This is a genomic window from Enterobacter oligotrophicus (assembly GCF_009176645.1).
GTDB lineage: Bacteria > Pseudomonadota > Gammaproteobacteria > Enterobacterales > Enterobacteriaceae > Enterobacter > Enterobacter oligotrophicus.
In genome coordinates this window covers 3,908,707-3,933,000 of sequence record NZ_AP019007.1, presented here as the reverse complement: position 1 = coordinate 3,933,000, position 24,294 = coordinate 3,908,707, and the positions used below count along the sequence as shown (strand labels likewise).

General features: G+C 56.8%; 23 protein-coding genes. 9 read left to right on the top strand and 14 right to left on the bottom strand.

What is annotated here, in order from left to right:
* The first annotated feature begins 584 nt into the window (after window positions 1–584).
* Window positions 585–1,307, top strand: a complete 723-nt coding sequence (locus EoCCA6_RS18835; RefSeq protein ID WP_152083933.1) for an ABC transporter ATP-binding protein — start codon at window positions 585–587, stop codon at window positions 1,305–1,307.
* Here EoCCA6_RS18835 and bioD read toward each other — a convergent pair.
* Genes bioD through bioB form a run of 4 tightly spaced genes read right to left on the bottom strand, consistent with a single transcriptional unit; the run spans window position 1,270 to window position 4,897 of the window.
* A complete protein-coding gene (gene bioD, locus EoCCA6_RS18830; protein ID WP_167515551.1) occupies window positions 1,270–1,971 on the bottom strand; it encodes a dethiobiotin synthase in 702 nt (233 codons plus the stop codon). The two genes, EoCCA6_RS18835 and bioD, sit on opposite strands and share 38 nt — an antisense overlap.
* Window positions 1,964–2,719: a malonyl-ACP O-methyltransferase BioC gene (gene bioC, locus EoCCA6_RS18825; RefSeq protein ID WP_152083931.1), complete on the bottom strand. Its 756-nt coding sequence runs from the start codon at window positions 2,717–2,719 to the stop codon at window positions 1,964–1,966. Before bioC ends, bioD begins: the two co-directional genes overlap by 8 nt.
* Window positions 2,703–3,860, bottom strand: coding sequence for an 8-amino-7-oxononanoate synthase (bioF, locus tag EoCCA6_RS18820; RefSeq protein ID WP_152083930.1), 1,158 nt, complete (start codon window positions 3,858–3,860; stop codon window positions 2,703–2,705). Before bioF ends, bioC begins: the two co-directional genes overlap by 17 nt.
* Window positions 3,857–4,897, bottom strand: a complete 1,041-nt coding sequence (gene bioB, locus EoCCA6_RS18815; RefSeq protein WP_152083929.1) for a biotin synthase BioB — start codon at window positions 4,895–4,897, stop codon at window positions 3,857–3,859. The genes bioF and bioB overlap by 4 nt, the downstream gene beginning before the upstream one ends.
* Window positions 4,898–4,965: 68 nt before the next feature.
* On the opposite strand from bioB, the gene bioA reads away from it, so the two are divergent.
* Together bioA and EoCCA6_RS18805 are read left to right on the top strand one after the other, a co-directional pair.
* Window positions 4,966–6,273, top strand: a complete 1,308-nt coding sequence (gene bioA, locus EoCCA6_RS18810) for an adenosylmethionine--8-amino-7-oxononanoate transaminase (protein WP_152083928.1) — start codon at window positions 4,966–4,968, stop codon at window positions 6,271–6,273.
* Between the two features lie 48 nt (window positions 6,274–6,321).
* Complete coding sequence (locus EoCCA6_RS18805; protein WP_014169213.1) at window positions 6,322–6,798, top strand: kinase inhibitor; 477 nt, start codon at window positions 6,322–6,324, stop codon at window positions 6,796–6,798.
* An 84-nt stretch (window positions 6,799–6,882) separates the two neighbouring features.
* Here the strand turns inward: EoCCA6_RS18805 and hutH are convergent, their stop codons facing one another.
* The 5 genes from hutH to hutI all read right to left on the bottom strand — a co-directional run bounded on the left by hutH (window position 6,883) and on the right by hutI (window position 13,128).
* Window positions 6,883–8,403 carry a histidine ammonia-lyase gene (gene hutH, locus EoCCA6_RS18800; protein WP_152083927.1) on the bottom strand — a complete coding sequence of 507 codons (1,521 nt, stop codon included), beginning with the start codon at window positions 8,401–8,403 and terminating at the stop codon, window positions 6,883–6,885.
* Complete coding sequence (hutU, locus tag EoCCA6_RS18795) at window positions 8,400–10,088, bottom strand: urocanate hydratase (protein WP_152083926.1); 1,689 nt, start codon at window positions 10,086–10,088, stop codon at window positions 8,400–8,402. The genes hutH and hutU overlap by 4 nt, the downstream gene beginning before the upstream one ends.
* A 128-nt stretch (window positions 10,089–10,216) precedes the next feature.
* A complete protein-coding gene (locus EoCCA6_RS18790) occupies window positions 10,217–10,951 on the bottom strand; it encodes a histidine utilization repressor (RefSeq protein WP_152083925.1) in 735 nt (244 codons plus the stop codon).
* Between the two features lie 9 nt (window positions 10,952–10,960).
* Window positions 10,961–11,908 (bottom strand): formimidoylglutamase, encoded by a 948-nt coding sequence (hutG, locus tag EoCCA6_RS18785; RefSeq protein ID WP_152083924.1) that lies wholly within the window; start codon window positions 11,906–11,908, stop codon window positions 10,961–10,963.
* Window positions 11,905–13,128 carry an imidazolonepropionase gene (gene hutI, locus EoCCA6_RS18780; RefSeq protein ID WP_152083923.1) on the bottom strand — a complete coding sequence of 408 codons (1,224 nt, stop codon included), beginning with the start codon at window positions 13,126–13,128 and terminating at the stop codon, window positions 11,905–11,907. Before hutI ends, hutG begins: the two co-directional genes overlap by 4 nt.
* A 223-nt stretch (window positions 13,129–13,351) precedes the next feature.
* Here hutI and EoCCA6_RS18775 point away from each other — a divergent pair, with 223 nt between their 5' ends.
* Window positions 13,352–14,635 carry a putative acyl-CoA thioester hydrolase gene (locus EoCCA6_RS18775; RefSeq protein WP_152083922.1) on the top strand — a complete coding sequence of 428 codons (1,284 nt, stop codon included), beginning with the start codon at window positions 13,352–13,354 and terminating at the stop codon, window positions 14,633–14,635.
* A 122-nt stretch (window positions 14,636–14,757) separates the two neighbouring features.
* Here EoCCA6_RS18775 and pgl read toward each other — a convergent pair whose 3' ends face one another.
* Entirely contained in the window at window positions 14,758–15,753 is a 996-nt protein-coding gene (gene pgl / locus EoCCA6_RS18770) for a 6-phosphogluconolactonase (RefSeq protein ID WP_152083921.1), read from the bottom strand.
* Window positions 15,754–15,893: 140 nt separating this feature from the next.
* Here pgl and EoCCA6_RS18765 point away from each other — a divergent pair, with 140 nt between their 5' ends.
* A complete protein-coding gene (locus EoCCA6_RS18765; RefSeq protein WP_152083920.1) occupies window positions 15,894–16,712 on the top strand; it encodes a pyridoxal phosphatase in 819 nt (272 codons plus the stop codon).
* Here EoCCA6_RS18765 and modC read toward each other — a convergent pair whose 3' ends face one another.
* From modC to EoCCA6_RS18745, 4 genes are all read right to left on the bottom strand, one after another.
* A complete protein-coding gene (gene modC / locus EoCCA6_RS18760; protein ID WP_152083919.1) occupies window positions 16,713–17,771 on the bottom strand; it encodes a molybdenum ABC transporter ATP-binding protein ModC in 1,059 nt (352 codons plus the stop codon). It lies immediately after the preceding gene.
* Window positions 17,772–17,773: 2 nt separating this feature from the next.
* A complete protein-coding gene (gene modB / locus EoCCA6_RS18755) occupies window positions 17,774–18,463 on the bottom strand; it encodes a molybdate ABC transporter permease subunit (RefSeq protein ID WP_152083918.1) in 690 nt (229 codons plus the stop codon).
* On the bottom strand, window positions 18,463–19,236 hold the full coding sequence (modA, locus tag EoCCA6_RS18750) for a molybdate ABC transporter substrate-binding protein (protein ID WP_152083917.1): 774 nt from the start codon (window positions 19,234–19,236) through the stop codon (window positions 18,463–18,465). Before modA ends, modB begins: the two co-directional genes overlap by 1 nt.
* 178 nt (window positions 19,237–19,414) lie before the next feature.
* Entirely contained in the window at window positions 19,415–19,564 is a 150-nt protein-coding gene (locus EoCCA6_RS18745) for an AcrZ family multidrug efflux pump-associated protein (protein ID WP_042321036.1), read from the bottom strand.
* Window positions 19,565–19,691: 127 nt separating this feature from the next.
* Here EoCCA6_RS18745 and modE point away from each other — a divergent pair, with 127 nt between their 5' ends.
* The 4 genes from modE (at window position 19,692) to galT (ending at window position 24,294) form a co-directional block, all read left to right on the top strand.
* Entirely contained in the window at window positions 19,692–20,480 is a 789-nt protein-coding gene (gene modE, locus EoCCA6_RS18740) for a molybdenum-dependent transcriptional regulator (protein ID WP_152083916.1), read from the top strand.
* 67 nt (window positions 20,481–20,547) lie between these two features.
* Window positions 20,548–22,020: a molybdate ABC transporter ATP-binding protein ModF gene (gene modF / locus EoCCA6_RS18735; RefSeq protein ID WP_152083915.1), complete on the top strand. Its 1,473-nt coding sequence runs from the start codon at window positions 20,548–20,550 to the stop codon at window positions 22,018–22,020.
* Window positions 22,021–22,221: 201 nt separating this feature from the next.
* Window positions 22,222–23,238, top strand: coding sequence for a UDP-glucose 4-epimerase GalE (gene galE / locus EoCCA6_RS18730; RefSeq protein ID WP_152083914.1), 1,017 nt, complete (start codon window positions 22,222–22,224; stop codon window positions 23,236–23,238).
* A 9-nt stretch (window positions 23,239–23,247) separates the two neighbouring features.
* Complete coding sequence (gene galT, locus EoCCA6_RS18725) at window positions 23,248–24,294, top strand: galactose-1-phosphate uridylyltransferase (RefSeq protein WP_152083913.1); 1,047 nt, start codon at window positions 23,248–23,250, stop codon at window positions 24,292–24,294.

The window sequence follows — 24,294 nt, the reverse complement described above, 5'->3', positions numbered from 1 at the left end:
ATAAAACACCACTGAACCAGGTTATCCCCAAAAATTTTTCTTTTTTAACATTTGTCAAGCTGTGTAATGAAAGTTTTATGGCAACGGGTGACAGTTTCATTACGCGCATTGATTTTATCTAACCTGCTAATATATAAACGATATTTTATAAAGCCGCGTTTCGCATCAATTTGGGCGTAACCCGCGTATTCTCTCGCTTATCGCATGTTTTCTAACTCTAATGCACATGGTTATCCACAGGAATAGTGGATAACTGCTTCCAGCCCGTACAGACCGCCGCTCAGCAAATTCCCGGTTTTTCCCACGAAGCGGCAACAAAAAATTTTTATCGCTATTTTTTGACGATAAACCGCTAAGTAGTTCATAAGACGTTGACGAGATCTTGCTCACATTTCGGCCCTTCCCTCGCTGCACCACAACTCTGCATGACAGGCACTGACGCTGTGCAATTCAACAATTTTGCGCCCCTTGTTCCAGGGCTTAATCCTAAAAAAGACGTTTTTTTAACCTGCTAATAGGTTCTGGCAGGCGTTTTGCACATTCCTGCCGGAGCGTTACCCAAACACATTTTTAAGGAGAGAAAGATGTTGAGTCTGCGTGCAGTCAATCAATTTTACGGAAGCCAACATACGCTATGGAATGTGGATTTAGATTTGCCACAAGGCATGTGCACGGGCGTCGTCGGTCTGCCAGGAATGGGCAAAACCACCCTGATAAATTGCATCACCGGGAATGTGCCCGTAGAGAGCGGCACCATCATCTGGCATGAAGCCGGTGCCCCGCCGCGCGATTTGCTGAACCAGGCGTCTGAGCAGCGACCAGCGCCAGGAATTGGCTATGTTCCGCAGGACAGGCGAATATTTTCTCAGTTAACTATCGAAGAGAATCTGCATATCGCAATGCGGGCAACGGGGACGGCGGCGTCTGGTGCGAAAAACGATGTTTACGACCTGCTCCCCCAGCTCTATACCCTGCGCCAAATGCGTGCGAACACGCTTTCCCCTGACGATCAGTATCAGCTCGCACTGGCCAACGCGCTGGTCACTCGTCCTCGCGTGTTGATCATCGATGAGCCGATGCATGGCGCAGGGCACAGCATCGCCCGGAAGCTGGCTCAGCTGCTGGCGCGGTTAAATCGGGAACTGGGGATGACGGTGCTGTTAGCAGAGCCGCAGCTGTCGTTTATCCGCCGGGTCGCGGACCGCTTCTGCATGCTGTATCGCGGGCGTAACGTGGCGCAGGGCCACGTTAACGAGCTGGACGATGAGCTTATCGCTCACTGGATGTCGCGGGACGCAAGACGCTGAGGTCGAGATATTTTCCGGTTTCAGCCTGTTCCGGGCCGTCAGCGAGCCACGGGATCTCCCCAAGGCATGGCGCAGGAAGCACCCGTCTGAGCGTCGCCAGATACTCCTGGTGGCGTTTCCCAGGCGCAACCACGTCATTGGCTATCCAGCCAGCCAGGGGCAATCCCGCCTGCTGAACGGCCTGTGCGGTTAACATGGCATGGTTAATACAGCCCAGCTTCACGCCAACAACAAGGATAACCGGAAGCTGCTCGGCCTGTACCCAGTCGGCAAACGTCTGCTGGTCCGAAAGCGGTGTAAACCAGCCACCCGCTCCTTCCACCAGCACCCAGTCAGCCTGATTTTCCAGCGCTCTTAATCCGGCAGATAACACATTCAGATCAATCGGACGCCCCTCATCTGCGCTGATGATGTGTGGCGAGGTTGGTTCTGCGAAGGTGTACGGGTTGACCGCGGCATAGGCAAGCTCAAGGCTGCTGTTGCGTTGCAGCGCCAGCGCGTCAGTGTTGCGTAGCCCTTCAGGGGTTATCTCACTCCCGGACGCCACGGGTTTATACCCGGCGGTGATTTTCCCCTGCCGACGCGCCGCCTGCAGCAGCGCGGAACTGGCAACCGTTTTGCCTACTTCTGTATCCGTTCCGGTGACAAAGTAACGTTCAGTCACGATCGATAATCCCATGAAAAAGTTGATAAGAGAGCGGGAACGCGCCCCGCTGCTGCGGCCAGGCCAGCTCCAGACGCTGCAATTGCCCGCGGGTGAGCGGCGTGCTTTCGCGCCCGGTATGCAGATGGGTGGCACCAATTCCCTTCAGCGAGCGCATGGCGCTGAAGGCATCGCTGAAGTGAAGCGTGATGGTCTGCACCGTACAGCGATAGCGCCAGCCTTCCAGCGCCTGGGTCACCTGCTCTTGCGATAAGAATCGGTTGGCGTGCGGCTGTGCATCCACCGCTTTCCAGGCCTGGTTTAGCTCCGGTAAAGAGCTTTCCAGCAGCGTGGTAAACGCTACTTTTCCGCCTGGCCTTGCCATACGATAAAGCTCGCTTAACGCCAGGGGCAGGCTGCTGCACCACTGCACCGCAAGGTGGCTCCAGACCAGATCAAACTGCGCATCGGGCAGCGGGATCGCCTCGATATCGGCCACCAGATAGCGGTCTGCCGACTGTCGCTTTCGCGCCTCGTCCACCATTTTCTCTGAAAGATCGATAGCCGTAACGTCGCTGCCGGCCTCACGCCAGTAGCGGCTGTTGGCACCGGGACCGCACCCGGCGTCCAGCACCCGCAGAAAAGCGCTCTCACCGAGCGTGGCAAGCAGTCCCTGCGCGCTCTGACGCTGCAGTTCATCGTGCTGCGAATAGCTTTGCGCGGCCCGGCCAAACGCTGCGGCGATGGCCTGTTTATTGACTGGCGACATAGAGTGCCTCCAGCAGTGCATCAATATCCTGTAACTCATGCGCCGCCGTGAGCGTTAAACGCAGACGCGCCGTCCCCGACGGGACGGTTGGCGGGCGAATGGCAGTCACCCACATACCCTGTCTGCGAAGCGCCTGCGCCAACTCCAGCGTCCGGCTGTTTTCGCCCACAATCACGGGCTGAATCGCACTCTGCGAATCGGTACTCAGGAAGGGAAGATGGCGTAAGCCCTGACGAAAATGGTGAATGTATCCCGCCAGGCGCGCCCGTCGTTCGCGGCCTTCTGCGCTTCGGATCACCGCCATTGAAGCTGACAGCGCCACGGCCTGCGCGGGTGGCATGCTGGTGCTGTAAATCAGATGCCGGGCGAACTGCAGCAAATAATCAGCAACGGAATCACTGCACAGCACGGCGGCACCGCTGACGCCGAACCCTTTGCCGAAGGTCACAATCAGCAGTTCCGGCTTCACGTTTTGCTGGTACGCGCTACCGCGCCCTTCGTCGCCCATTACGCCAATACCGTGGGCATCATCAACCAGCAACCAGGCGTGTTGCTGCTTCGCCGCCTCGTGCACTGCGCGAAGCGGCGCACTGTCGCCGTCCATGCTGAACACCCCTTCCGTCACCACCAGTTGCTGTCCGTGACAGGGCTTATCCAGCAGCGAGCGAAGCTGAGCCACATCGTTATGCGCAAAACGCCGCAGCTGTGCCGGGCTTAAATTTGCCGCCTCCAGCAGCGAGGCATGGCTTAAGCGGTCGGCAACAATGCGGTCATCTTTGCCCATCAGTGCGGCGATCACCGCCTGATTGGCGGCAAAACCGGAGATAAACAGCAGCGCACGCGGATAGCCGAGCCAGTCGGCAAGCTCCTCTTCCAGCGCCTGATGCGCCGGAGTATAGCCGCTGACGTGGCCAGAGCCTCCGCTACCCACGCCGTATTTCTCCGCCCCTTGTTGCCAGGCGCGGACGATCTGCGGGTGCTGGCTGAGGCCGAGATAATCGTTACTGGAGAAATTACAAAATTGCCGGTTCTCGCAGCTAAGAAAGCGACCCGCGCCGTTTTCCACGACGTTACGGACGCGGAAAGCGTCCGCCGCACGACGCTCATCAAGTGCAGACTGAATACGTGCCTGCCAGGTCATACGGCTGCCGCGTTGTAGAACTGTTCGGTATCGGCGTTGAAAATCTGCTGCTCCAGTTGCCGCTGTTGCTCGTTGTCGCCCGTCAGCACCTCGGTCTGGTGTGGGTTCAGCCCCAGCTTACGGAACAGCTGCACGTCTTTGTCCTCTTCCGGGTTTGGCGTGGTGAGCAGTTTGCAGCCGTAGAAGATGGAGTTGGCCCCGGCCATAAAGCACATCGCCTGCGTCTGCTCGCTCATCTGCTCACGACCGGCAGAGAGGCGAACGTAAGAGGTCGGCATCATGATGCGCGCCACCGCGATAGTGCGAATAAAATCAAACGCATCCACATCGTCGTTATCCGCCAGCGGCGTGCCTTTGACCTTCACCAGCATGTTGATTGGCACACTTTCCGGCGGCGTCGGCAGGTTCGCCAGCTGTAACAGCAGACCCGCGCGATCTTTCACCGTTTCGCCTAAGCCCACGATACCGCCAGAGCAGACTTTAATGCCCGCATCACGGACTTTATCCAGGGTGTCCAGACGCTCCTGATAGGTGCGCGTGGTGATGATGTTGCCGTAAAACTCCGGCGAGGTGTCGAGGTTGTGGTTGTAGTAGTCCAGCCCCGCCGCCGAGAGGCGCTGCGCCTGCTCCTCGTTCAGCGTACCGAGCGTCATACAGGCTTCGAGGCCCATCTCCTTCACGCCCTTCACCATCTGCTCCAGATATGGCATGTCGCGATCGTGCGGGTTTTTCCACGCCGCGCCCATGCAGAAGCGAGTCGAGCCGGCGTTTTTCGCCTTACGGGCGGAGTCGAGCACCTGCTCCACCTCCATCAGACGTTCTGACTCCAGACCCGTTTTATAACGCGCGCTTTGCGGGCAATATTTGCAGTCTTCCGGGCAGGCACCGGTTTTGATCGACAGCAGCGTGCTGACCTGAACCTGGCGAGGGTCAAAGTGCTGACGGTGGACCTGCTGAGCTTCAAACATCAGCTCCAGGAAAGGTTTATTGAATAATTCAGTGACTTGCGACATCGTCCAGCGTGCGTGGTGAGCCATTGGGCTTCTCCAAAGGGTTTTGTTAATTGTCGGTTCGGTTTATACTTGTAAACCTAAAACTTTTCAAAATGGTTTACAAGTCTCTTATGACCCAGGACGATCTCGCCTTCGACAAGCAGCATATCTGGCACCCATACACTTCCATGACCCACCCTCTTCCCGTCTACCCGGTGGCCTCAGCCCACGGATGCGAGCTGAAACTTGCCAGCGGTGACGCGTTGGTTGACGGCATGTCCTCCTGGTGGGCGGCCATTCACGGGTACAATCACCCGCGCCTGAACGCGGCGATGAAAGCGCAGATTGACCAAATGTCACACGTGATGTTTGGCGGGATCACCCATCAGCCTGCCGTTGATGTGTGTCGTCGTCTGGTGGCGATGACGCCAGACGCGCTGGAGTGCGTGTTCCTTGCCGATTCCGGCTCCGTGGCCGTTGAAGTGGCGATGAAAATGGCGCTGCAGTACTGGCATGCCAAAGGCGAATCCCGCCAGCGGTTCCTCACCTTCCGTAACGGGTATCATGGCGATACGTTCGGGGCGATGTCGGTGTGCGATCCGGACAACTCGATGCACAGCCTGTGGAAGGGCTATCTACCGGAAAACCTGTTTGCTCCCGCGCCGCAAAGCCGCTTCGACGGTGAGTGGAACGAAATGGATATGGTCGGTTTTGCGCGCCTGCTGGCGGCGCACCGCCACGAAATTGCCGCCGTCATTCTGGAGCCGATTGTGCAGGGTGCAGGCGGGATGCGCATGTACCATCCGGAGTGGCTGAAACGCATTCGTAAGATGTGCGACCGCGAGGGCATTCTGCTGATCGCCGACGAAATCGCCACCGGCTTTGGCCGCACCGGTAAGCTGTTTGCGTGTGAACATGCGGGTATCACCCCGGATATTCTGTGCCTTGGCAAAGCGCTGACCGGTGGCACCATGACGCTCTCCGCCACGCTCACGACCCGCCAGGTCGCCGACACCATCAGCGACGGCGACGCGGGCTGCTTTATGCACGGGCCGACGTTTATGGGCAACCCGCTGGCCTGCGCCGTCGCAAGTGAAAGCCTCGCCATTCTGGAGAGCGGCGAGTGGCAAATGCAGGTGGCGGCAATAGAAGCGCAGCTTAAACAAGCGCTAAGCGTGGCCGCTGATTCTGAATACGTCGCAGATGTGCGCGTCCTGGGTGCTATCGGCGTGATTGAAACCACTCATCCGGTGAATATGGCGACACTACAGCGGTTCTTCGTGGAACGGGGCGTGTGGGTTCGGCCCTTCGGCAAGCTCATCTACCTGATGCCGCCGTATATCATTACGCCGGAGCAACTGCGTAAATTAACCGAGGCGCTCGTAACAGCCGTTAACATTCCCGCGCATTTCACGATTTAACCCCATGCGTTACACTTCCTGAACAAGTGAATAACGAGGGTAAACCGTATGAAAATCATCAGTAAAGATCTGCGCGACGGCGAAAAACTCCCGGAACGCCACGTTTTCAACGGCATGGGCTATCAGGGGGATAATATTTCTCCGCATCTGGCGTGGGACGACGTTCCGGCCGGAACCAAAAGTTTCGTCGTAACCTGTTACGACCCGGACGCTCCCACCGGCTCCGGCTGGTGGCACTGGATTGTCGCGAACCTTCCGGCGGACACGCGCGTCCTGCCACAGGGTTCAGGCTCCGATCTGGTTGCGTTACCTGAAGGCGCTATTCAGACCCGAACCGATTTCGGCAAAGCAGGATACGGCGGCGCGGCACCGCCAAAAGGAGAGACTCACCGCTATATCTTCACGGTGCATGCGCTGGATGTGGATAAGATTGAGGTGGACGAAGGGGCGAGCGGTGCGATGGTGGGCTTTAACGTTCATTTCCATTCACTGGGCAGCGCATCGATTACGGCGATGTATTCATAAACAAAGCCGGGTGGCGGCTACGCCTTACCCGGCCTACATTTCGCACTCGTAGGCCCGGTAAGCGCAGCGCCACCGGGCAAAAAATCACAACACTGAAGGCAACAACCCTACAAGCCTTCCCTCTTCCAGAAGCTGCATCGCCTTATCAATATCCGGCGCAAAGAAGCGGTCGTCATCGTAGTGCGTAACGTGCTCACGCAGTTCCTGACGCGCCTGCTCCAGCAGCGGGCTGGATTTTAGCCCTTCGCGCAGATCAATCCCCTGACAGGCCGCCAGCCACTCTACCGCCAGCACGCCGCGGGTGTTAGCGGCCATCTCCCACAAACGACGCCCGGCAGCCGGAGCCATCGAGACGTGATCTTCCTGGTTCGCGGAGGTGGGCAGGCTGTCCACGCTGTGCGGATGCGACAGCGCTTTATTCTCGCTTGCCAGCGCGGCTGCCGTCACCTGCGCAATCATAAAGCCGGAGTTCACCCCGCCGTTACGCACCAGGAACGGCGGCAACTGGGACATATGTTTATCCATCATCAGCGCAATGCGGCGCTCCGACAACGCCCCTGTTTCAGCAATCGCCAGCGCGATATTATCCGCCGCCATCGCCACCGGCTCGGCGTGGAAGTTGCCACCGGAAACCACCTCATTCTCCTGCGCAAATACCAGTGGGTTATCCGACACCGCATTGGCTTCCACCAGCAGTACCTCTGCCGCCTGGCGTAGTTGCGTCAGGCAGGCCCCCATCACCTGTGGCTGACAGCGCAGCGAATACGGGTCCTGCACTTTATCGCAGTTATGGTGAGAATCGGCAATTTCACTGGTATCGGTCAGCAGATGGCGGTACATCGCCGCCGCGTCAATCTGCCCGCGCTGGCCGCGCACCTCGTGGATACGGCCATCAAACGGACGACGCGAGCCAAGTACAGCCTCGGTGGTTAATGCGCCACAAACGACCGCCGACGCAAATAAATCTTCCGCTTCAAACAGGCCACGCAGCGCAAAGGCGGTAGAGGCCTGCGTGCCGTTGAGCAGCGCCAGCCCCTCTTTCGCCGCGAGCGTAATCGGCGCTAACCCCGCTTTTGCGAGTGCCTCTTTTGCAGGCAGCCACTCCCCCTGCCAGCGCGCTTTCCCTTCACCCAACAACAGCAGTGTCATATGCGCCAGCGGCGCTAAGTCGCCTGACGCGCCGACGGAGCCTTTCGCAGGTATCCACGGATAGACCTCCGCATTCACCAGCGCCATTAGTGCCTGGATCACGCTCAGACGAATGCCGGAGAAACCCCGCGCCAGGCTGTTGATTTTCAGCACCATCATCAGGCGGACAATGTCATCATCCAGCGGCTGACCGACGCCTGCGGCGTGGGACAGCACCAGCGAACGCTGCAGGTTTTCCAGATCGTGCGTGGCAATACGCGTCTGCGCCAGCAGGCCAAAACCGGTGTTGATGCCATAGGCGGTGCGCCCTTCGGCAACAATGCCCTCAACGCAGGCGACGCTGTCGTTAATCGCCGCGTGAGCGCTTTCATCAAGCGAAAGCGTGACCGGGTGACGCCAGACGTTACGCAACTGTTTTAGCGTCAGCGATCCGGGAGTGAGTGTTAACGCGTTCATTTATGCTTTCCTTGTGTGGCAGGGATCATCGGCAGGTTTAGCCCCTGCTCTTTGGCACAGTCAATCGCAATCTCGTAACCCGCATCCGCGTGACGCATCACGCCAGTTGCCGGGTCGTTGTGCAGCACGCGCGCGATACGCGCGGCCGCGTCGTCCGTTCCATCGCAAACAATAACCATCCCCGAATGCTGGGAGAAACCCATCCCCACCCCACCGCCGTGGTGTAGCGATACCCAGGTCGCGCCGCTGGCGGTATTCAACAGTGCATTGAGCAACGGCCAGTCGGACACGGCGTCAGAGCCGTCACGCATGGCTTCGGTTTCACGGTTCGGGCTGGCGACGGAGCCGGAGTCCAGGTGGTCGCGACCGATAACAATCGGCGCGGAAACTTCGCCGCTGCGCACCATTTCGTTAAAGGCCAGGCCCAGTTTTTGCCGCCACTCCAGCCCTACCCAGCAGATACGCGCCGGTAAGCCCTGGAAGTTAATGCGCTCGCGGGCCATATCCAGCCAGTGGTGCAGGTGTTCATCGTCGGCGACGATCTCTTTGACTTTCGCGTCGGTTTTGTAGATATCTTCCGGATCGCCAGAGAGCGCCACCCAGCGGAACGGGCCAATGCCGCGGCAAAACAGCGGGCGAATATAGGCAGGCACGAATCCGGGGAAGTCGAAGGCGTGGGTCACGCCCATCTCTTTTGCCATCTGGCGAATATTGTTGCCGTAGTCAAAGGTCGGAATGCCCATCTGGCTAAAAGCCAGCATCGCGGAGACGTGCTCCGCCATCGAACGTTTAGCGGCAAGTACCGTGCCTTCCGGGTCGGTTTCCGCTTTTTGCTGGTATTCTTCCCACGTCCAGCCTTTTGGCAGATAGCCGTGGAGCGGATCGTGGGCGCTGGTCTGGTCGGTGACGAGGTCCGGGCGCACGCCGCGGGCAACAAGCTCAGGAAGAATGTCCGCCGCGTTGCCGCACAGGGCAATCGACACCGCTTTACCGTCAGACGTGTATTTTTGAATGCGTGCCAGTGCGTCATCCAGATTATCCGCCTGTTCGTCCACGTAGCGAGTTCGCAGACGGAAATCGATGCGGCTCTGCTGGCACTCAATATTCAGTGAACAGGCTCCGGCGAGGGTTGCAGCCAGCGGCTGTGCGCCGCCCATCCCGCCTAAGCCCGCAGTCAGCACCCAGCGGCCTTTCAGCGAGCCGTTATAGTGCTGGCGACCGGCTTCCACGAAGGTTTCGTAGGTGCCCTGCACAATCCCCTGGCTGCCAATGTAGATCCAGCTCCCCGCCGTCATCTGGCCGTACATCGCCAGCCCTTTGGCGTCCAGCTCGTTGAAGTGTTCCCAGGTTGCCCAGTGCGGCACCAGGTTAGAGTTAGCAATCAGCACGCGCGGTGCGTTGTTGTGGGTTTTAAACACGCCGACCGGTTTGCCGGATTGCACCAGCAGGGTTTCGTCGTTTTCCAGACGGGTAAGCGCTTCTACAATGGCGTCATAGCATTCCCAGTTGCGCGCGGCGCGGCCGATGCCGCCATAGACCACCAGTTCATGGGGATTTTCCGCCACCTCAGGATCAAGGTTGTTCATCAACATGCGCAGCGGTGCTTCAGTGAGCCAGCTTTTTGCGGTAAGCGTGGTGCCGCGCGGGGCGCGGACATCCTGCTGGCGGTATTTACCTGACGACATTGTGTGCTCCTCATACGGGACAGATGGTGTATTAAGATATACTTGTATAGACAAGCACACACAAGGCTGAATTTAACAAAAAAGATACAATTTTGTTATATTGCGTTAGCTATCACGCTTTTAAAAACTTATGACATAAAGTGGCCTTGTAGCCGGTAGCGGTTACCAGGGAAAAGGAGTTTCGCGTGAGAGACAATCTGTGACGCAGACCAGGTGCGACGGCGGATCAGCAGGCACGGGTCGTGCTCCTTAATGCGCAACAGTTCGCACTCCAGCGGCGTGGCAAGCACCGCTTCCACAATATGCTCCCCTTCCGTCAGCGGCGCGACGAGCGAGAGATACGCATGCGGCGTGGTCTGGGTGTAATCCTGCTCCAGATACTCCGGCACGCTAATCGCGTTGACGCAGCGATCTTCAATCTGCACCGGAATGTCGTTCTCAAAATGCACCATCACGGAATGAAAGATGCGGGTTCCCTCTTTGACGTTCAGCTCTACGGCCTGTTCAGCGCTGGCCTGCGTCTCTTCGAGCACCAGCACTTCGCAGTGGTGCTGATGGTTTCGGGCGGCAATTTCATCGGCAATGCTGCGGATCTCAAACAGTGCCGACTGTCCTTTTGGCTCCGCCACAAACGTCCCCACCCCCTGCAGACGTACCAGTAGCCCTTCATCGGTGAGTTCGCGCAGCGCCCGGTTGATAGTCATCCGGCTAAAGCCAAACTGCGCCACCAGATCGGCTTCCGACGGAATGCGGTCATGAGGACGCCAGACGCCGGTTGCGATTTTTTCGCTGATCGCCTGTTTCACCTTTTCATAAAAAGGTGCAGGCGGGCCGGGTTGTTCCTGCGGTGAGCGTGAAAACATCGTGACTCCTTAAATGTGTGATGCCCACCAGTGAGCAATTTGCCAGGCCAGGCGGGCGGCAAGCCGTGCCCCTTGTCCGTCCCGGTCGTAGTGCGGATTAAATTCTACCAGATCGGCCGCCTGCAGTTTTCCGCTGCGACAGATGCGTTCGATAACCGGCATTAAATCCAGTGCCGGAATACCTAACGCTGCAGGTGCTGAAACGGCGGGCATCTCCGCGGCGGGCAGTACATCCAGATCGAGGGTGAGGTAGACGCGATCGGCCTGGGCTAAGACATCCTCAAGGGAAGATAACGCATCGCGCCTGAAATGCAGATCGTCCACCAGCGTAACCTTCAACCGTTCAGCGTCGTCCCACAGTGCCTGCGTATTCGCCGCGCGGCTTACCCCAAAGCAGGCGTACTGAAATTCACGCGACCGGGCAGCGCAGTATTGTGCGAGCTGGCGAAACGGCGTACCGGAGGTCGCGCGTTCAGCGTTGCGCAGGTCAAGATGCGCATCAAGGTTGATTATTGCAACGCGGTCGTCCGGGAACGCATCCAGCACACCACGGCCATGTGCCCAGGCCGTTTCGTGTCCACCACCGAACACCAGTGTACGCATACCGGACTGCTGGCACGACGTTACCGCATCGCTTAACGCCCGCTGTGCAGCGTCGAGATTATCGCCCTCAACGTAAATTGATCCCATATCCGCAAGCTGCTCGTGCCCCTGGTGGCTCGCCATATTCGCCAGCGCCTTACGCAACACATCCGGCGCATGCATGGCACCGGGCCTGCCGTGGTTGCGCTTTACGCCTTCATCAGACTCAAAACCAATCAGCGCAATGCCTGACGACGCGGGTGAAAACGACTCACGGCGCTGTATCGTCTGGAAGATACGTTTTGTATTGCTGCCTTCCACGCTGTCGTCACGCCCCTGCCAGACCAGATCGGCAGTCGCCCGCCATAAATTCATACGGCTTCTCCCCGGAAAATGCGTTGATAAAGTGGGTTACGTCCCGGCTCGTAGACCATCTCAACCGGATGGTGCGCATCCCAGACGATAAAATCAGCCACGTATCCGGCCTTTAATTGCCCGTGCGTCGCTCCGCGCCCTAACGCCTGTGCGGCATGCCGCGTCACGCCAGCCCAGGCTTCTTCCGGCGTCAGGCCAAACTGCACGCAGGCCATGTTCATCGCCAGATGGAGGCTGGCAAACGGGCTGGTGCCGGGGTTGTAGTCGGTGGCAACGGCGATGGGTATCCCCTGCTTTCTGAGCTGTTCAACCGGTGGCCGCTGGCGCTCCTGAAGAAAGTAGAACGCGCCGGGTAGCAGCACCGCGACCGTGCCGCTTTGCGCCATCGCCTGTACGCCAGCCTCATCGAGATATTCAATATGATCGGCGGAAAGCCCTTTGAAGCGGCTGACCAGCGCCGCACCGCCCAGATTCGACAGTTGCTCCACATGTCCTTTCACAGGAATACCTAGCGCCGTGGCAGCCTGAAAAACACGCTCGGTTTGCGATGGCGTGAAACCAACGTTTTCACAAAAGACATCTACGGCGTCGAACAGCCCTTTTTGCCAGAGGGCAGGCATGATCTGCTCGCACACCAGCGTAAGGTACGCATCCGGATCGTGACGATACTCTGCCGGTACGGCATGGGCGGAAAGCAGCGTTGGGCTGATTTCCACCGGATTGTTCCGGGCAAGCTGGCGCGCCACCTGCAGCATTTTCTCTTCGGCATCGGCGTTCAGTCCGTATCCGGATTTAATTTCAATGGTTGTCACACCCTCGTTCATCAGACGCTGCAGACGACGCTGTGCCAGCTCCTGCAAGGTGTCCGGCGAACTGCTGCGGGTGGCCGTTACGGTGGCGTTAATCCCTCCGCCCTGCGCACTGATAGCTTGATAAGAGACGCCGTTCAGCCGCTGCTCCCATTCTGCTGCGCGGTTGCCACCAAAAATCAGATGGGTGTGGCAGTCGATAAGTCCTGGCGTCACCAGCCGTCCCTGAAGGTCAACAACCTTGCTGTGCCCGGCAGGAACGTCAGACTCAGGAAGAACGGCCAGGATGGTTTGTCCGCGAACGACAATGGCAGACGACTCTGCCATTCCGTAAGGGGCGGTATGGGCGGGGTCCATCGTTGCCAGTCGCGCGTTGCGCCATATCAGATCGTCCGGATGAAGCTGCTGCATGAGCCTTCCACTTGTCATGGGTTGTATAGACATTTATTTTCATCTGCCCGTTGCTGTCAACCGCCTTTGTGGAAAATGTTATTTATTTGTGATGACTTTCCCGCCTCCCCGGCGGGAAAATGCAACTTTTACCCTTTTTATCTTCCCGTTTCGCTCAACTTAGTATAAAAAAGCAGGCTATTTCGTCTATCCCAATAAGACTTGCATACCCAGGAGCTCTATCTTGAACATTTCCAGGATTTCCCGTCTGGCGTTGGCACTCGCCTTTGGCGTGACTTTATCCGCTTGCAGCTCAACACCACCGGATCAGCGGCCGTCTGAGCAGGTTGCTCCGGGTACAGCATCCCGCCCGATTTTGTCCGCTGATGAAGCAAAAAACTTCACCCAGGCGCGCTACTTTACGGCGATGGACCCGAACGCTGCACCGTGGACGCCGTCTTCTGTTAACCTGCCTAAGCAACCTGACTTCGTGGTTGGACCGGCAGGGACACAGGGCGTGACGCATACCTCCATTCAGGCGGCGGTTGATGCGGCGATCACCAAACACAGCGCATCTCGTCAGTACATCGCAATTCTGCCAGGTGAATATGAAGGGACCGTTTACGTGCCTGCCGCGCCGGGCAGTATTACTCTGTACGGTCTGGGCGAAAAAGCGATCGACGTGAAAATTGGCCTGGCGATTGATTCTGAAATCGACAGCACCACCTGGCGTCGTCTGGTGAACCCGGCGGGTAAATACATGCCTGGTAAACCGGCGTGGTATATGTTTGATAACTGCCAGAGCAAGCGCACCGCGACCGTGGGCCTACTCTGCTCTGCTGTCTTCTGGTCACAAAACAACGGCCTGCAACTGCAGAACCTGACCATCCAGAATACCCTGGGCGACAGCGTTGACGCAGGCAACCACCAGGCTGTGGCGCTGCGTAGCGATGGCGACAAAGTGCAGATTAACAACGTGAACATTCTGGGTCGCCAGAACACCTTCTTTGTGACCAACAGCGGCGTGCAGAATACCCTGCAGAACAACCGTCTGACGCGTACTCTGGTGACCAACAGCTATGTTGAAGGCGACGTGGACCTCGTGTCTGGTCGTGGCGCGGTGGTATTTGATAACACCGATTTCCGCGTGGTGAATTCGCGTACCCAGCAGGAAGGTTATGTGTTTGCGCCGGCAACCCAGTCTAACCTCTTCTATGGCTTCCTCGCGGTCAACAGCCGTTTTAACGCTTCCGGTGAGGGTGTAGCGCAACTGGGTCGCTCTCTGGATGTGGACTCTGCCACTAACGGACAGGTTGTGATCCGCGACAGCGTGATCAACGAAGGCTTCAACCTGGCGAAGCCGTGGGCAGATGCTGCAATCTCCAAACGTCCTTTCTCCGGCAATACCGGCGCGGTGGATGACAAAGGTAACGTGCAGCGCAACCTGAACGACGCTAACTTTAACCGCATGTGGGAATACAACAACCGCGGTCTGGGTAGCAAAGTGGTTGCTGAGCCGAAGCAGTAAGATGCCCTTTTGCCGGGTGGCGGCTTCGCCTTATCCGGCCTACACAAACCGTAGGCCCGGTAAACGCAATGCCACCGGGCATAAAAAACCTCGCATTCGCGAGGTTTTTTGTTTTAAGCCGCTTAGTGCGCGTTAACCACCACCCACATTGGTCCCTGACCGACAGCATAGCGTCCTTTCTCTTCCAGCAAGCCCTGCTCGCCCTTGATTTCGTACAGCGCGATATGGTGAGATTTTTGCCCCGCCGCAATCAGGAACTTACCGCTGTGATCGATATTAAAGCCACGTGGCTGAGTCTCCGTTGGCTGGAATCCTTCAATCGCCAGCACGCTACCGTCTTCGGAGACGCTGAACACCGTAATCAGGCTGGAGGTGCGGTCGCAGGCATACAGGTGACGGCCATCCGGCGTGATGTGAATATCCGCTGCCCAGCGGGTATCTGAGAAATCAGATGGCATCATATCCAGCGTCTGCACGCACTCAATCTGGCCGTTCGGATCGCGCAATTCCCACACATCCACTGAGCTGTTCAGCTCATTCACCACGTAGGCATACTGCTGGTTCGGATGGAAAACCATATGGCGCGGGCCAGCCCCCTCAACGGTGGTCACTTCAGCAGGATTCTGCGCCACCAGGTGTCCATCATCGCTCAGGGTAAACAGACAGATGCGATCCTGCTTCAGCGCAGGCACCCACAGCGTGCGATTGTCCGGGGAAATATTGGCAGAGTGGCAGCCTTCCAGCCCTTCCACCACGTCAACGGTTTCTACCGGAATGCCGTCATCAAGACGTGTCACGCTCACGCAACCGGCATTATAAGAGCCGCTGAAGACAAAGTTGCCTTTATGATCGGTAGAAATATGGGTTGGGCTGCCCGGCAGTGGCGCTTCTGCGGCATATGCCAGCGCGCCATCATCCGGGGAGATGCGGTATGCCAGCACGCGGAACTCCGGGCGCACGCCAACATAGAGAAAACGTTTATCCGGGCTGACGACCATTGGCTGAACTTGCCCCGGAACATCAACAACCTGAACCAGCGTGAGTGAACCTTCTGCATTCAAACGCCAGACGTGGATCTGCTGACTTTCAGGACTGGCGGTATAAACGGTTTGTTTCATGAATACTCCTTTCCTCACTGCGCGTGATAGTGATTATTTTTAACGGCGAATGCTGAATTGTAGTCTGGAATTTTGCAGCGATCTTCTCTCGGTGTACCATCCCATCAGACCTTAAATTCAACATTAACCCGGAAGAACAAATGACCTCGCGTGTGATTGCACTGGATTTAGACGGAACACTGCTTACGCCTCAGAAAACCCTGCTCCCCTCTTCTCTCGAAGCGCTTAAGCGCGCAAAGGAAGTGGGATATCAACTCCTTATCGTAACGGGTCGACATCACGTTGCCATTCATCCTTTTTATCAGGCACTGGCGCTGGATACACCTGCAATTTGTTGTAATGGCACCTATTTGTATGATTATCAGGCAAAAAAGGTTTTAGAGTCCGATCCGCTGCCGGTTCCTCAGGCGCTGCAATTGATTGATCTGCTCGATGAACACGCCATTCACGGCCTGATGTATGTGGATAACGCAATGGTGTATGAGCGCCCAACGGGCCATGTGATCCGCACCAGCAACTGGGCGTTGTCACTGCCGGAAGCGCAGCGTCCGGTCTTTACTCAGGTCTCTTCTCTGCGCCAGGCGGCTGAAGACGTCGAGGCTATCTGGAAATTTGCCCTGACGGATGAAGACACCACCAAACTGAATATCTTCGCGAAACATGTGGAGCAGACGCTGGGCCTGGAGTGTGAGTGGTCCTGGCACGATCAGGTCGATATTGCCCGCAAAGGCAACAGCAAAGGCAAACGCCTGACGCAGTTTGTGGAATCACAGGGCTGGTCGATGCAGGACGTGATTGCCTTTGGCGATAACTATAACGACATCAGCATGCTGGAAGCCGCCGGTACAGGCGTGGCGATGGGCAACGCCGATGACGCAGTGAAAGCGCGCGCTAACGTGGTGATTGGCGATAACACTACCGACAGCATCGCACAGTATATTTATACGCACCTGCTGTAATCAGGTGGTAATGGAGACGCTCTTGATTTGCGCGTAAAGCCACAGGCCAGGTTTGATCCCTAACTCATCTCTGGCCCACGGGCTGATGCGCGCCCAGAGCGTCTTGCTGCCGACCTCCAGTTGCACTTCGACCTGGCCATTGTCATCAAAGCATTGCGCAACTTTGGCGCGGAGAATATTTCGGATGCTGGTTTGCAGCGGTGGCTGCAACACCAGAGAGACATCTGATGCCTGAATGCGAATGCGCAGCGCAGATTGCAGCGGTTTATCAATCTTATTTACCCACAAATGCTGATCGCCCAGCGCCAGTGCGGTCATGGCGTAGTGCGGGTGGTGCTCCAGCACATTCACCTTCAGTATGCTGCTCTGCTGCTCTTTGGGTAGCCACGGATGCATCACACTGCTGCCCCATACCTCTTCCAGATTACCGAACGCCTTAACGTTGCCGTTCTCCAGCACCAGTACCTTGTCGGCCAGATGCAAAATTTCATCCAGCGAGTGGCTGACATACAGCATCGGGATATTGATTTCGCGCGCCAGACGTTGAAGATACGGCAGCAGCTCTCGCTTACGCGGAATATCCAGCGAGGCCAGCGGTTCATCGAGCAGCAACAATTCCGGCGCGGTCAACAGCGCACGGCCAATCGCCACACGCTGTTTTTCACCGCCGGAAAGCGAGGATGGCAGCCTGTCGAGCAAAGATTCAATGCCCAGCAGCGCCACCAGCTTATTAAACTGCCCGGCCATACTTTTCGCCATGCCATAACGCAGATTGCCGCGCACGCTGTAGTGCGGGAATAATCGCGCATCCTGAAATACATACCCGATACGGCGTTTATCCGGTGACAGGTAAATCTTGTGCTCTACGTCATTTAAGACGCGGTTATTCAACACAATGCGCCCGGACTGGGGACGCGTCAGGCCGCTAATCGCATTGATGAGTGATGTTTTCCCCGCGCCGGATACGCCAAAAATGGCAGTAATGCCGCTCGCCGGCAGCGTTTCGTTTAGCGTCAGGCAGTGGTTGCCCAGCGTCTGGGTGAAATTGAGTTCCAGCATGATTATTTCCCCATCCGTTCGCGGCTAAGCCGTGCCAGCCACTCAGACACCAGCAGCGAGACCAGCGCCAGTACAATTGAGATAATACATAACCGTGCTGCCGCGCCTTCACCGCCCGGAGTCTGGATCAGGGTATACATCGCAGAGGGGATCGTGCGTGTCTCGCCGGGGATATTCGACACAAAGGTGATGGTGGCTCCGAATTCCCCGAGTGAACGGGCGAAGGCCAGCACCGTACCGACAATAATGCCCGGCAGTGTGAGCGGAAGCGTAATCGTAAAAAACACCCGCCAGCGCCCTGCCCCCAGCGTGCGGGCTGCCTGTTCGAACCTGATATCGACACCTTCCAGCGCCAGGCGGATCGCCCGCACCATTAGCGGAAACGACATCACCGCCGCGGCCAGTACCGCGCCACGCCAGCTAAAGGCAAACGTCAGCCCGAACCAGTCGTAGAGCCATTCACCGATAAAACCGCGTCGTCCCATGGAAACGAGCAACAGATAACCGACCACAACCGGCGGTAAAACGAGAGGGAGATGAAGAACACTGTCGAGCAAGGCTTTGCCTGGAAACTTACAGCGAACCAGTAACCAGGCAAAGAAGATCCCAAAGGGTAAACTTAGCGCAACCGCGAGGGAAGAGACTTTAAGGCTCAGCAGCACGGCCTGCCATTCGGGATCGGTCAATATCATTAGTGAGTCGTAAATCCGTAACGTTTAAAGATTGCAGACGCTTCCGGCCCTTTAAGGTAATCATAGAAGGCCGTCACGGTCGCATTTTTATGTCCATCAACAATCGCAACAGGATATTCCACTTTTTTGTGGGAGTCTTCCGGGAACGTACCAACCACTTTCACGCCTTTGCTGGCCACAGCATCGGAGCCGTACACAATCCCCAGCGGGGCTTCGTTACGCTCAACCAGTGCCAGTGCGCCGCGAACATCTTCCGCCGGAGCCAGTTTCGGAGATAACGTCTCCCACGCGCCGAGTTTTTGCAGCGCTTCTTTGGCGTAAATACCCGCAGGGACGTGCTCCGGATCGCCAACCGCCAGGCGGCCACCGTTCAGCAGGCTGGTCCATTTTGTCTCTTTGTTGATAGTGATATCACCCTGCGCGCTGGCTTTTGGTGCCACAACAACCAGGCTGTTTCCCAGCAGCGTTTCGCGGGTTGTCGTATCAATTGATTTCTTCTCAACTGCATAATCCATCCATTTCTGGTCAGCGGAAATGAACAGATCGGCAGGTGCGCCCGCTTCAATCTGGCGTGCCAGCGTCGAAGAGGAAGCAAAAGAAGAGACCACATCAACGTTCTTCTCTTTCTTGTAAACCGCTGCGATATCCTGCATCGCGTTAGTTAGCGATGCCGCCGCAAAGACCGTGATTTTACCGTCGTCAGCCAGCGCGTGTCCGGCAAGTGAAAGTGTCAGCGTTGCCCCTGCGAAAAGGCGTATCCAGGTACGTGCCATGTGTAGCTCCTTTGAGTGTCGTTATATACCTACAAATATAACGATAACTCCAGCAATATCCCAGCGTTAAATCGTACCGATTAATGAGTAAAGCGGCCCGATACTGTCAATAATATCGGCGAGAAAGGCATAAACTTGAGAGCAAAACGCCCGGACTGGCCGGGCGTTTTGTAGGGAATCATTGCTGCTTTTTAGGCTGGTCTCTGTGACCAATGTTCGAAAAGACGTTGAACACTTCACCCAGGCCGTAGATAGCGCCGAGGATGATAGCCATCACGACTGGCACCATGATCACAGCGAATACCAGACTTTTCAACAACTCTAACATGGTTTTCTCCAGATAGTGTGAATGGCTTATTCTACCCTGAAAAGTAAGAAAAACATCCCCTTTTGTGCGGTGCCCTTTGCGCACCAGCGCATTTGGGTCACAATACGCTTTTTGCCAGGACACTGTTATGCAGGCCGAAATTCTCCTCACCTTACGACTTCAGCAGAAACTTTTCGCCGATCCGCGACGTATCGCCCTGCTTAAACAAATAGAACAAACGGGCTCTATTAGCCAGGGGGCAAAAAACGCGGGCATCAGCTACAAGAGCGCATGGGATGCGATTAACGAAATGAACACCCTGAGCGAACAGACGCTGGTTGAGCGCGCAACAGGCGGGAAAGGCGGTGGGGGTGCAGTGCTGACGCGCTACGGTCAGCGCCTGATCCAGCTTTACGATCTGCTGGCGCAGATCCAGCAGAAAGCGTTTGATGTCCTGAGCGATGACGATAACGTTCCGCTGGACAGCCTTCTGGGAGCAATTTCGCGCTTCTCATTACAGACCAGCGCCCGCAACCAGTGGTTCGGCACGGTAACCGCCCGCGATAACTCGCAGGTGCAGCAGCATATCGACATCCTTCTTGCCGACGGCACCACGCGCCTCAAAGCTGCTATTACTGCACAAAGCGGGCAGCGACTCGGGCTGAACGAAGGTAAAGAGGTACTGGTGTTACTGAAAGCACCGTGGGTCAGCATCACCCGTAACCCGGACCAGGCCAGAGAAGCCGATAATCAACTGGCCGGTGCAATCAGCCATATTGAGCGCGGGACAGAACAGTGCGAAGTGCTGATGACGCTGCCGGACGGGCAACTGCTCTGCGCGACGGTTCCGGTGAACGAGGCGACAGAATTAGAAGAAGGTGCTGCAGTGACCGCATATTTCAACGCTGACCGGGTGATTATCGCCACATTGTGCTAAGCGCATTGACAATCGTGCCGACAGTGAGTATCCCTGACATCAATTGCTGCAAAAAATGGGATAAATCATGTCATCATTGCATATTTCGCAAGGCACGTTTCGTCTTAGCGACACCCGAACACTGTCGCTGCCTGATTTAACATTACGCGCGGGAGAGAGCTGGGCGTTTGTTGGCACAAACGGCAGCGGAAAATCGGCGCTGGCCCGCGCACTGGCCGGAGAGCTCACTCAGCTTAAAGGCGAGCGCCGCTGCACCTTCACCCGCCTGACACGCCTTTCGTTTGAACAACTGCAAAAGCTGGTCAGCGACGAGTGGCAGCGCAACAACACCGATTTACTCAGCCCTGGCGAAGAAGATACCGGCCGCACCACCGCAGAAATCATTCAGGATGAGATCAAGGACAGCGTGCGCTGTCAGCACCTGGCGGAACAGTTCGGTATCACCGCCCTCCTGGATCGACGCTTCAAGTACCTCTCTACCGGTGAGACGCGTAAAACGCTGCTTTGTCAGGCGCTGATGAGCGAGCCGGAACTGCTGATCCTGGATGAGCCGTTCGACGGGCTGGATGTGCAATCCCGCGCCCAGTTGTCGGCACTGCTGGGTACACTTAACCAGCAGGGTTATACCGTTGTCCTGGTCCTCAACCGCTTCGATGAAATCCCGAATTTCGTGCAAAACGCGGGGGTGCTGGCGGACTGTAGCCTGACCGAAACCGGTGCGAAAGCGGCGTTGCTTCAACAAGCGCTGATTGCGCAACTGGCGCACAGTGAAAAACTGGACGGGATTACCCTGCCGGAACCCGATGCGCCATCCGCCCGCCACGGTTTAGATCCTGCCCTGCCCCGCATAGTGCTGCGTAACGGCGTTGTCTCCTATAACGATCGTCCGATACTGAATCAACTGAGCTGGACGGTAAACCCAGGCGAACACTGGCAAATCACCGGCCCCAACGGTGCAGGAAAATCCACACTGCTAAGCCTGATCACCGGCGACCATCCCCAGGGCTACAGTAACGATCTGACCCTGTTTGGCCGCCGTCGCGGCAGCGGCGAAACCATCTGGGACATCAAAAAGCATATCGGTTACGTCAGCAGCAGCCTGCATCTGGATTACCGCGTCAGCACTACGGTGCGTAACGTGATCCTGTCCGGCTTCTTCGATTCCATCGGCATCTATCAGGCGGTATCGGATAAACAGCACAAGCTGGCGCAGCAATGGCTGGATATTCTGGGGATGGACAATCAGGTGGCCGATGCACCGTTCCATAGCCTGTCGTGGGGGCAACAGCGGCTGGCATTGATCGTTCGCGCGCTGGTCAAGCATCCTACGCTGTTGATCCTGGATGAACCGTTGCAGGGACTTGATCCGCTTAACCGTCAGTTGATCCGCCGCTTCGTGGATGTGCTGATTGGTGAAGGTGAAACGCAGTTGCTGTTTGTTTCCCACCATGCGGAAGATGCGCCCTCCTGCATCACGCACCGGCTGGAGTTTGTTCCCGACGGGGAGCACTATCACTATCTGCTGAGTAAAATCGATTAACCCGTGGAGGGCGCTGCCCTCCTCTTTTCAGATAACCTGCAGCATTACATCCCTATCTCTTTGATCTAGAATGCTCTCAGGCATCCAAAAAACGGCGTTGAACAGCCGTGTAAACGATTCCACTATTTTATCCCGTGTCACACTTTTCGCGTCTCTGTTATGCTATGGTTAATTCATACCATAAGCCCAATGGAGCGAAATATGCGAGTTCTGGTAACAGGTGGTAGCGGTTACATAGGCAGTCATACCTGTGTGCAACTGCTGCAAAACGGCCATGATGTCATCATCCTCGACAACCTGTGCAATAGTAAGCGCAGCGTGCTGCCTGTGATTGAACGTCTTGGCGGTAAACAACCCACTTTCGTGGAAGGCGACATCCGCAATGAAGCGTTGATGACCGAAATCCTTCACGACCATGCGATCGAGACCGTGATCCATTTTGCGGGTCTGAAAGCGGTTGGCGAATCCGTGGCAAAACCCCTCGAGTATTACGATAACAACGTCAACGGCACGCTGCGTTTAATTTCATCGATGCGCGCCGCGAACGTGAAGAACTTTATTTTCAGTTCGTCTGCCACCGTCTACGGCGATCAGCCAAAAATCCCTTACGTTGAAAGTTTCCCGACCGGCACGCCGCAAAGCCCATACGGCAAAAGCAAGCTGATGGTGGAACAGATCCTGACCGATCTGCAAAAAGCGCAGCCGGAGTGGAGCATCGCGCTGCTGCGCTACTTCAACCCGGTTGGCGCGCATCCGTCAGGCGATATGGGTGAAGATCCGCAAGGTATTCCAAACAACCTGATGCCGTATATCGCTCAGGTTGCCGTGGGGCGTCGCGAATCGCTGGCTATTTTTGGCAATGACTACCCCACCGCAGATGGCACCGGCGTGCGCGACTACATCCATGTAATGGATTTGGCCGACGGCCACGTTGCGGCGATGCAGCAGCTGGCTAACAAACCAGGCGTACATATTTATAACCTCGGTGCCGGGATCGGCAGCAGCGTGCTGGATGTGGTAAATGCCTTCAGCAAAGCCTGCGGTAAGCCGGTGAATTATCACTTCGCGCCGCGTCGCAATGGCGACCTCCCCGCTTACTGGGCCGATGCGACCAAAGCCGATAAAGAGCTTAACTGGCGTGTGACCCGCACGCTTGATGAAATGGCACAGGATACCTGGCACTGGCAGTCACGCCATCCGCAGGGTTATCCGGACTAAGGACCCGTCATGACGCAATTTAACCCCGTTGATCATCCGCATCGTCGTTTTAACCCGTTAAGCGGGCAATGGATTTTGGTTTCTCCGCACCGCGCCAAGCGCCCCTGGCAGGGGGCGCAGGAAACGCCTGCGCAGCAGACGCTGCCACAGCACGACCCGGATTGCTTCCTGTGTCCGGGCAACACGCGCGTGACTGGTGATAAAAACCCTGACTACAAAGGCACTTACGTTTTCACAAACGATTTCGCTGCCCTGATGACCGACACGCCGGACGCACCGGAAAGCCACGACCCACTGATGCGCTGTGAAAGCGCGCGGGGCACCAGCCGCGTGATCTGCTTCTCGCCGGATCACAGCAAAACGCTGCCGGAGCTGAGCATCGACGCGTTGAAAGAGGTGGTGAGTACCTGGCAGGCACAGACCGCCGAACTGGGCCAGAGCTACCCGTGGGTGCAGGTATTCGAAAACAAAGGCGCGGCGATGGGCTGCTCTAACCCGCATCCGCATGGCCAGGTCTGGGCGAACAGTTTCCTGCCAAACGAAGCCGAGCGTGAGGATCGTCTGCAAAAAGCGTATTTCGCGCAAAACGGTTCACCGATGCTGCTGGACTACACGCAGCGTGAGCTGGCTGACGGCAGCCGTACCGTAGTTGAGACCGAACACTGGCTGGCCGTGGTGCCATACTGGGCAGCCTGGCCGTTTGAAACGCTACTGCTGCCGAAAGCACATGTTCAGCGCATCACCGAACTCAGCGACGCACAGCGCGACGACCTTGCTCTGGCACTGAAAAAGCTGACCAGCCGTTATGACAACCTGTTCCAGTGCTCATTCCCGTACTCCATGGGCTGGCACGGCGCGCCATTCAACGGTGAAGAGAATCAACACTGGCAGCTACACGCCCATTTCTATCCGCCGCTGCTGCGCTCCGCGACGGTACGTAAATTCATGGTGGGCTATGAAATGCTGGCGGAAACCCAGCGTGACCTGACGGCGGAACAGGCAGCAGAACGTCTGCGTGCCGTTAGCGACGTCCATTATCGCGAATCAGGAGTCTAA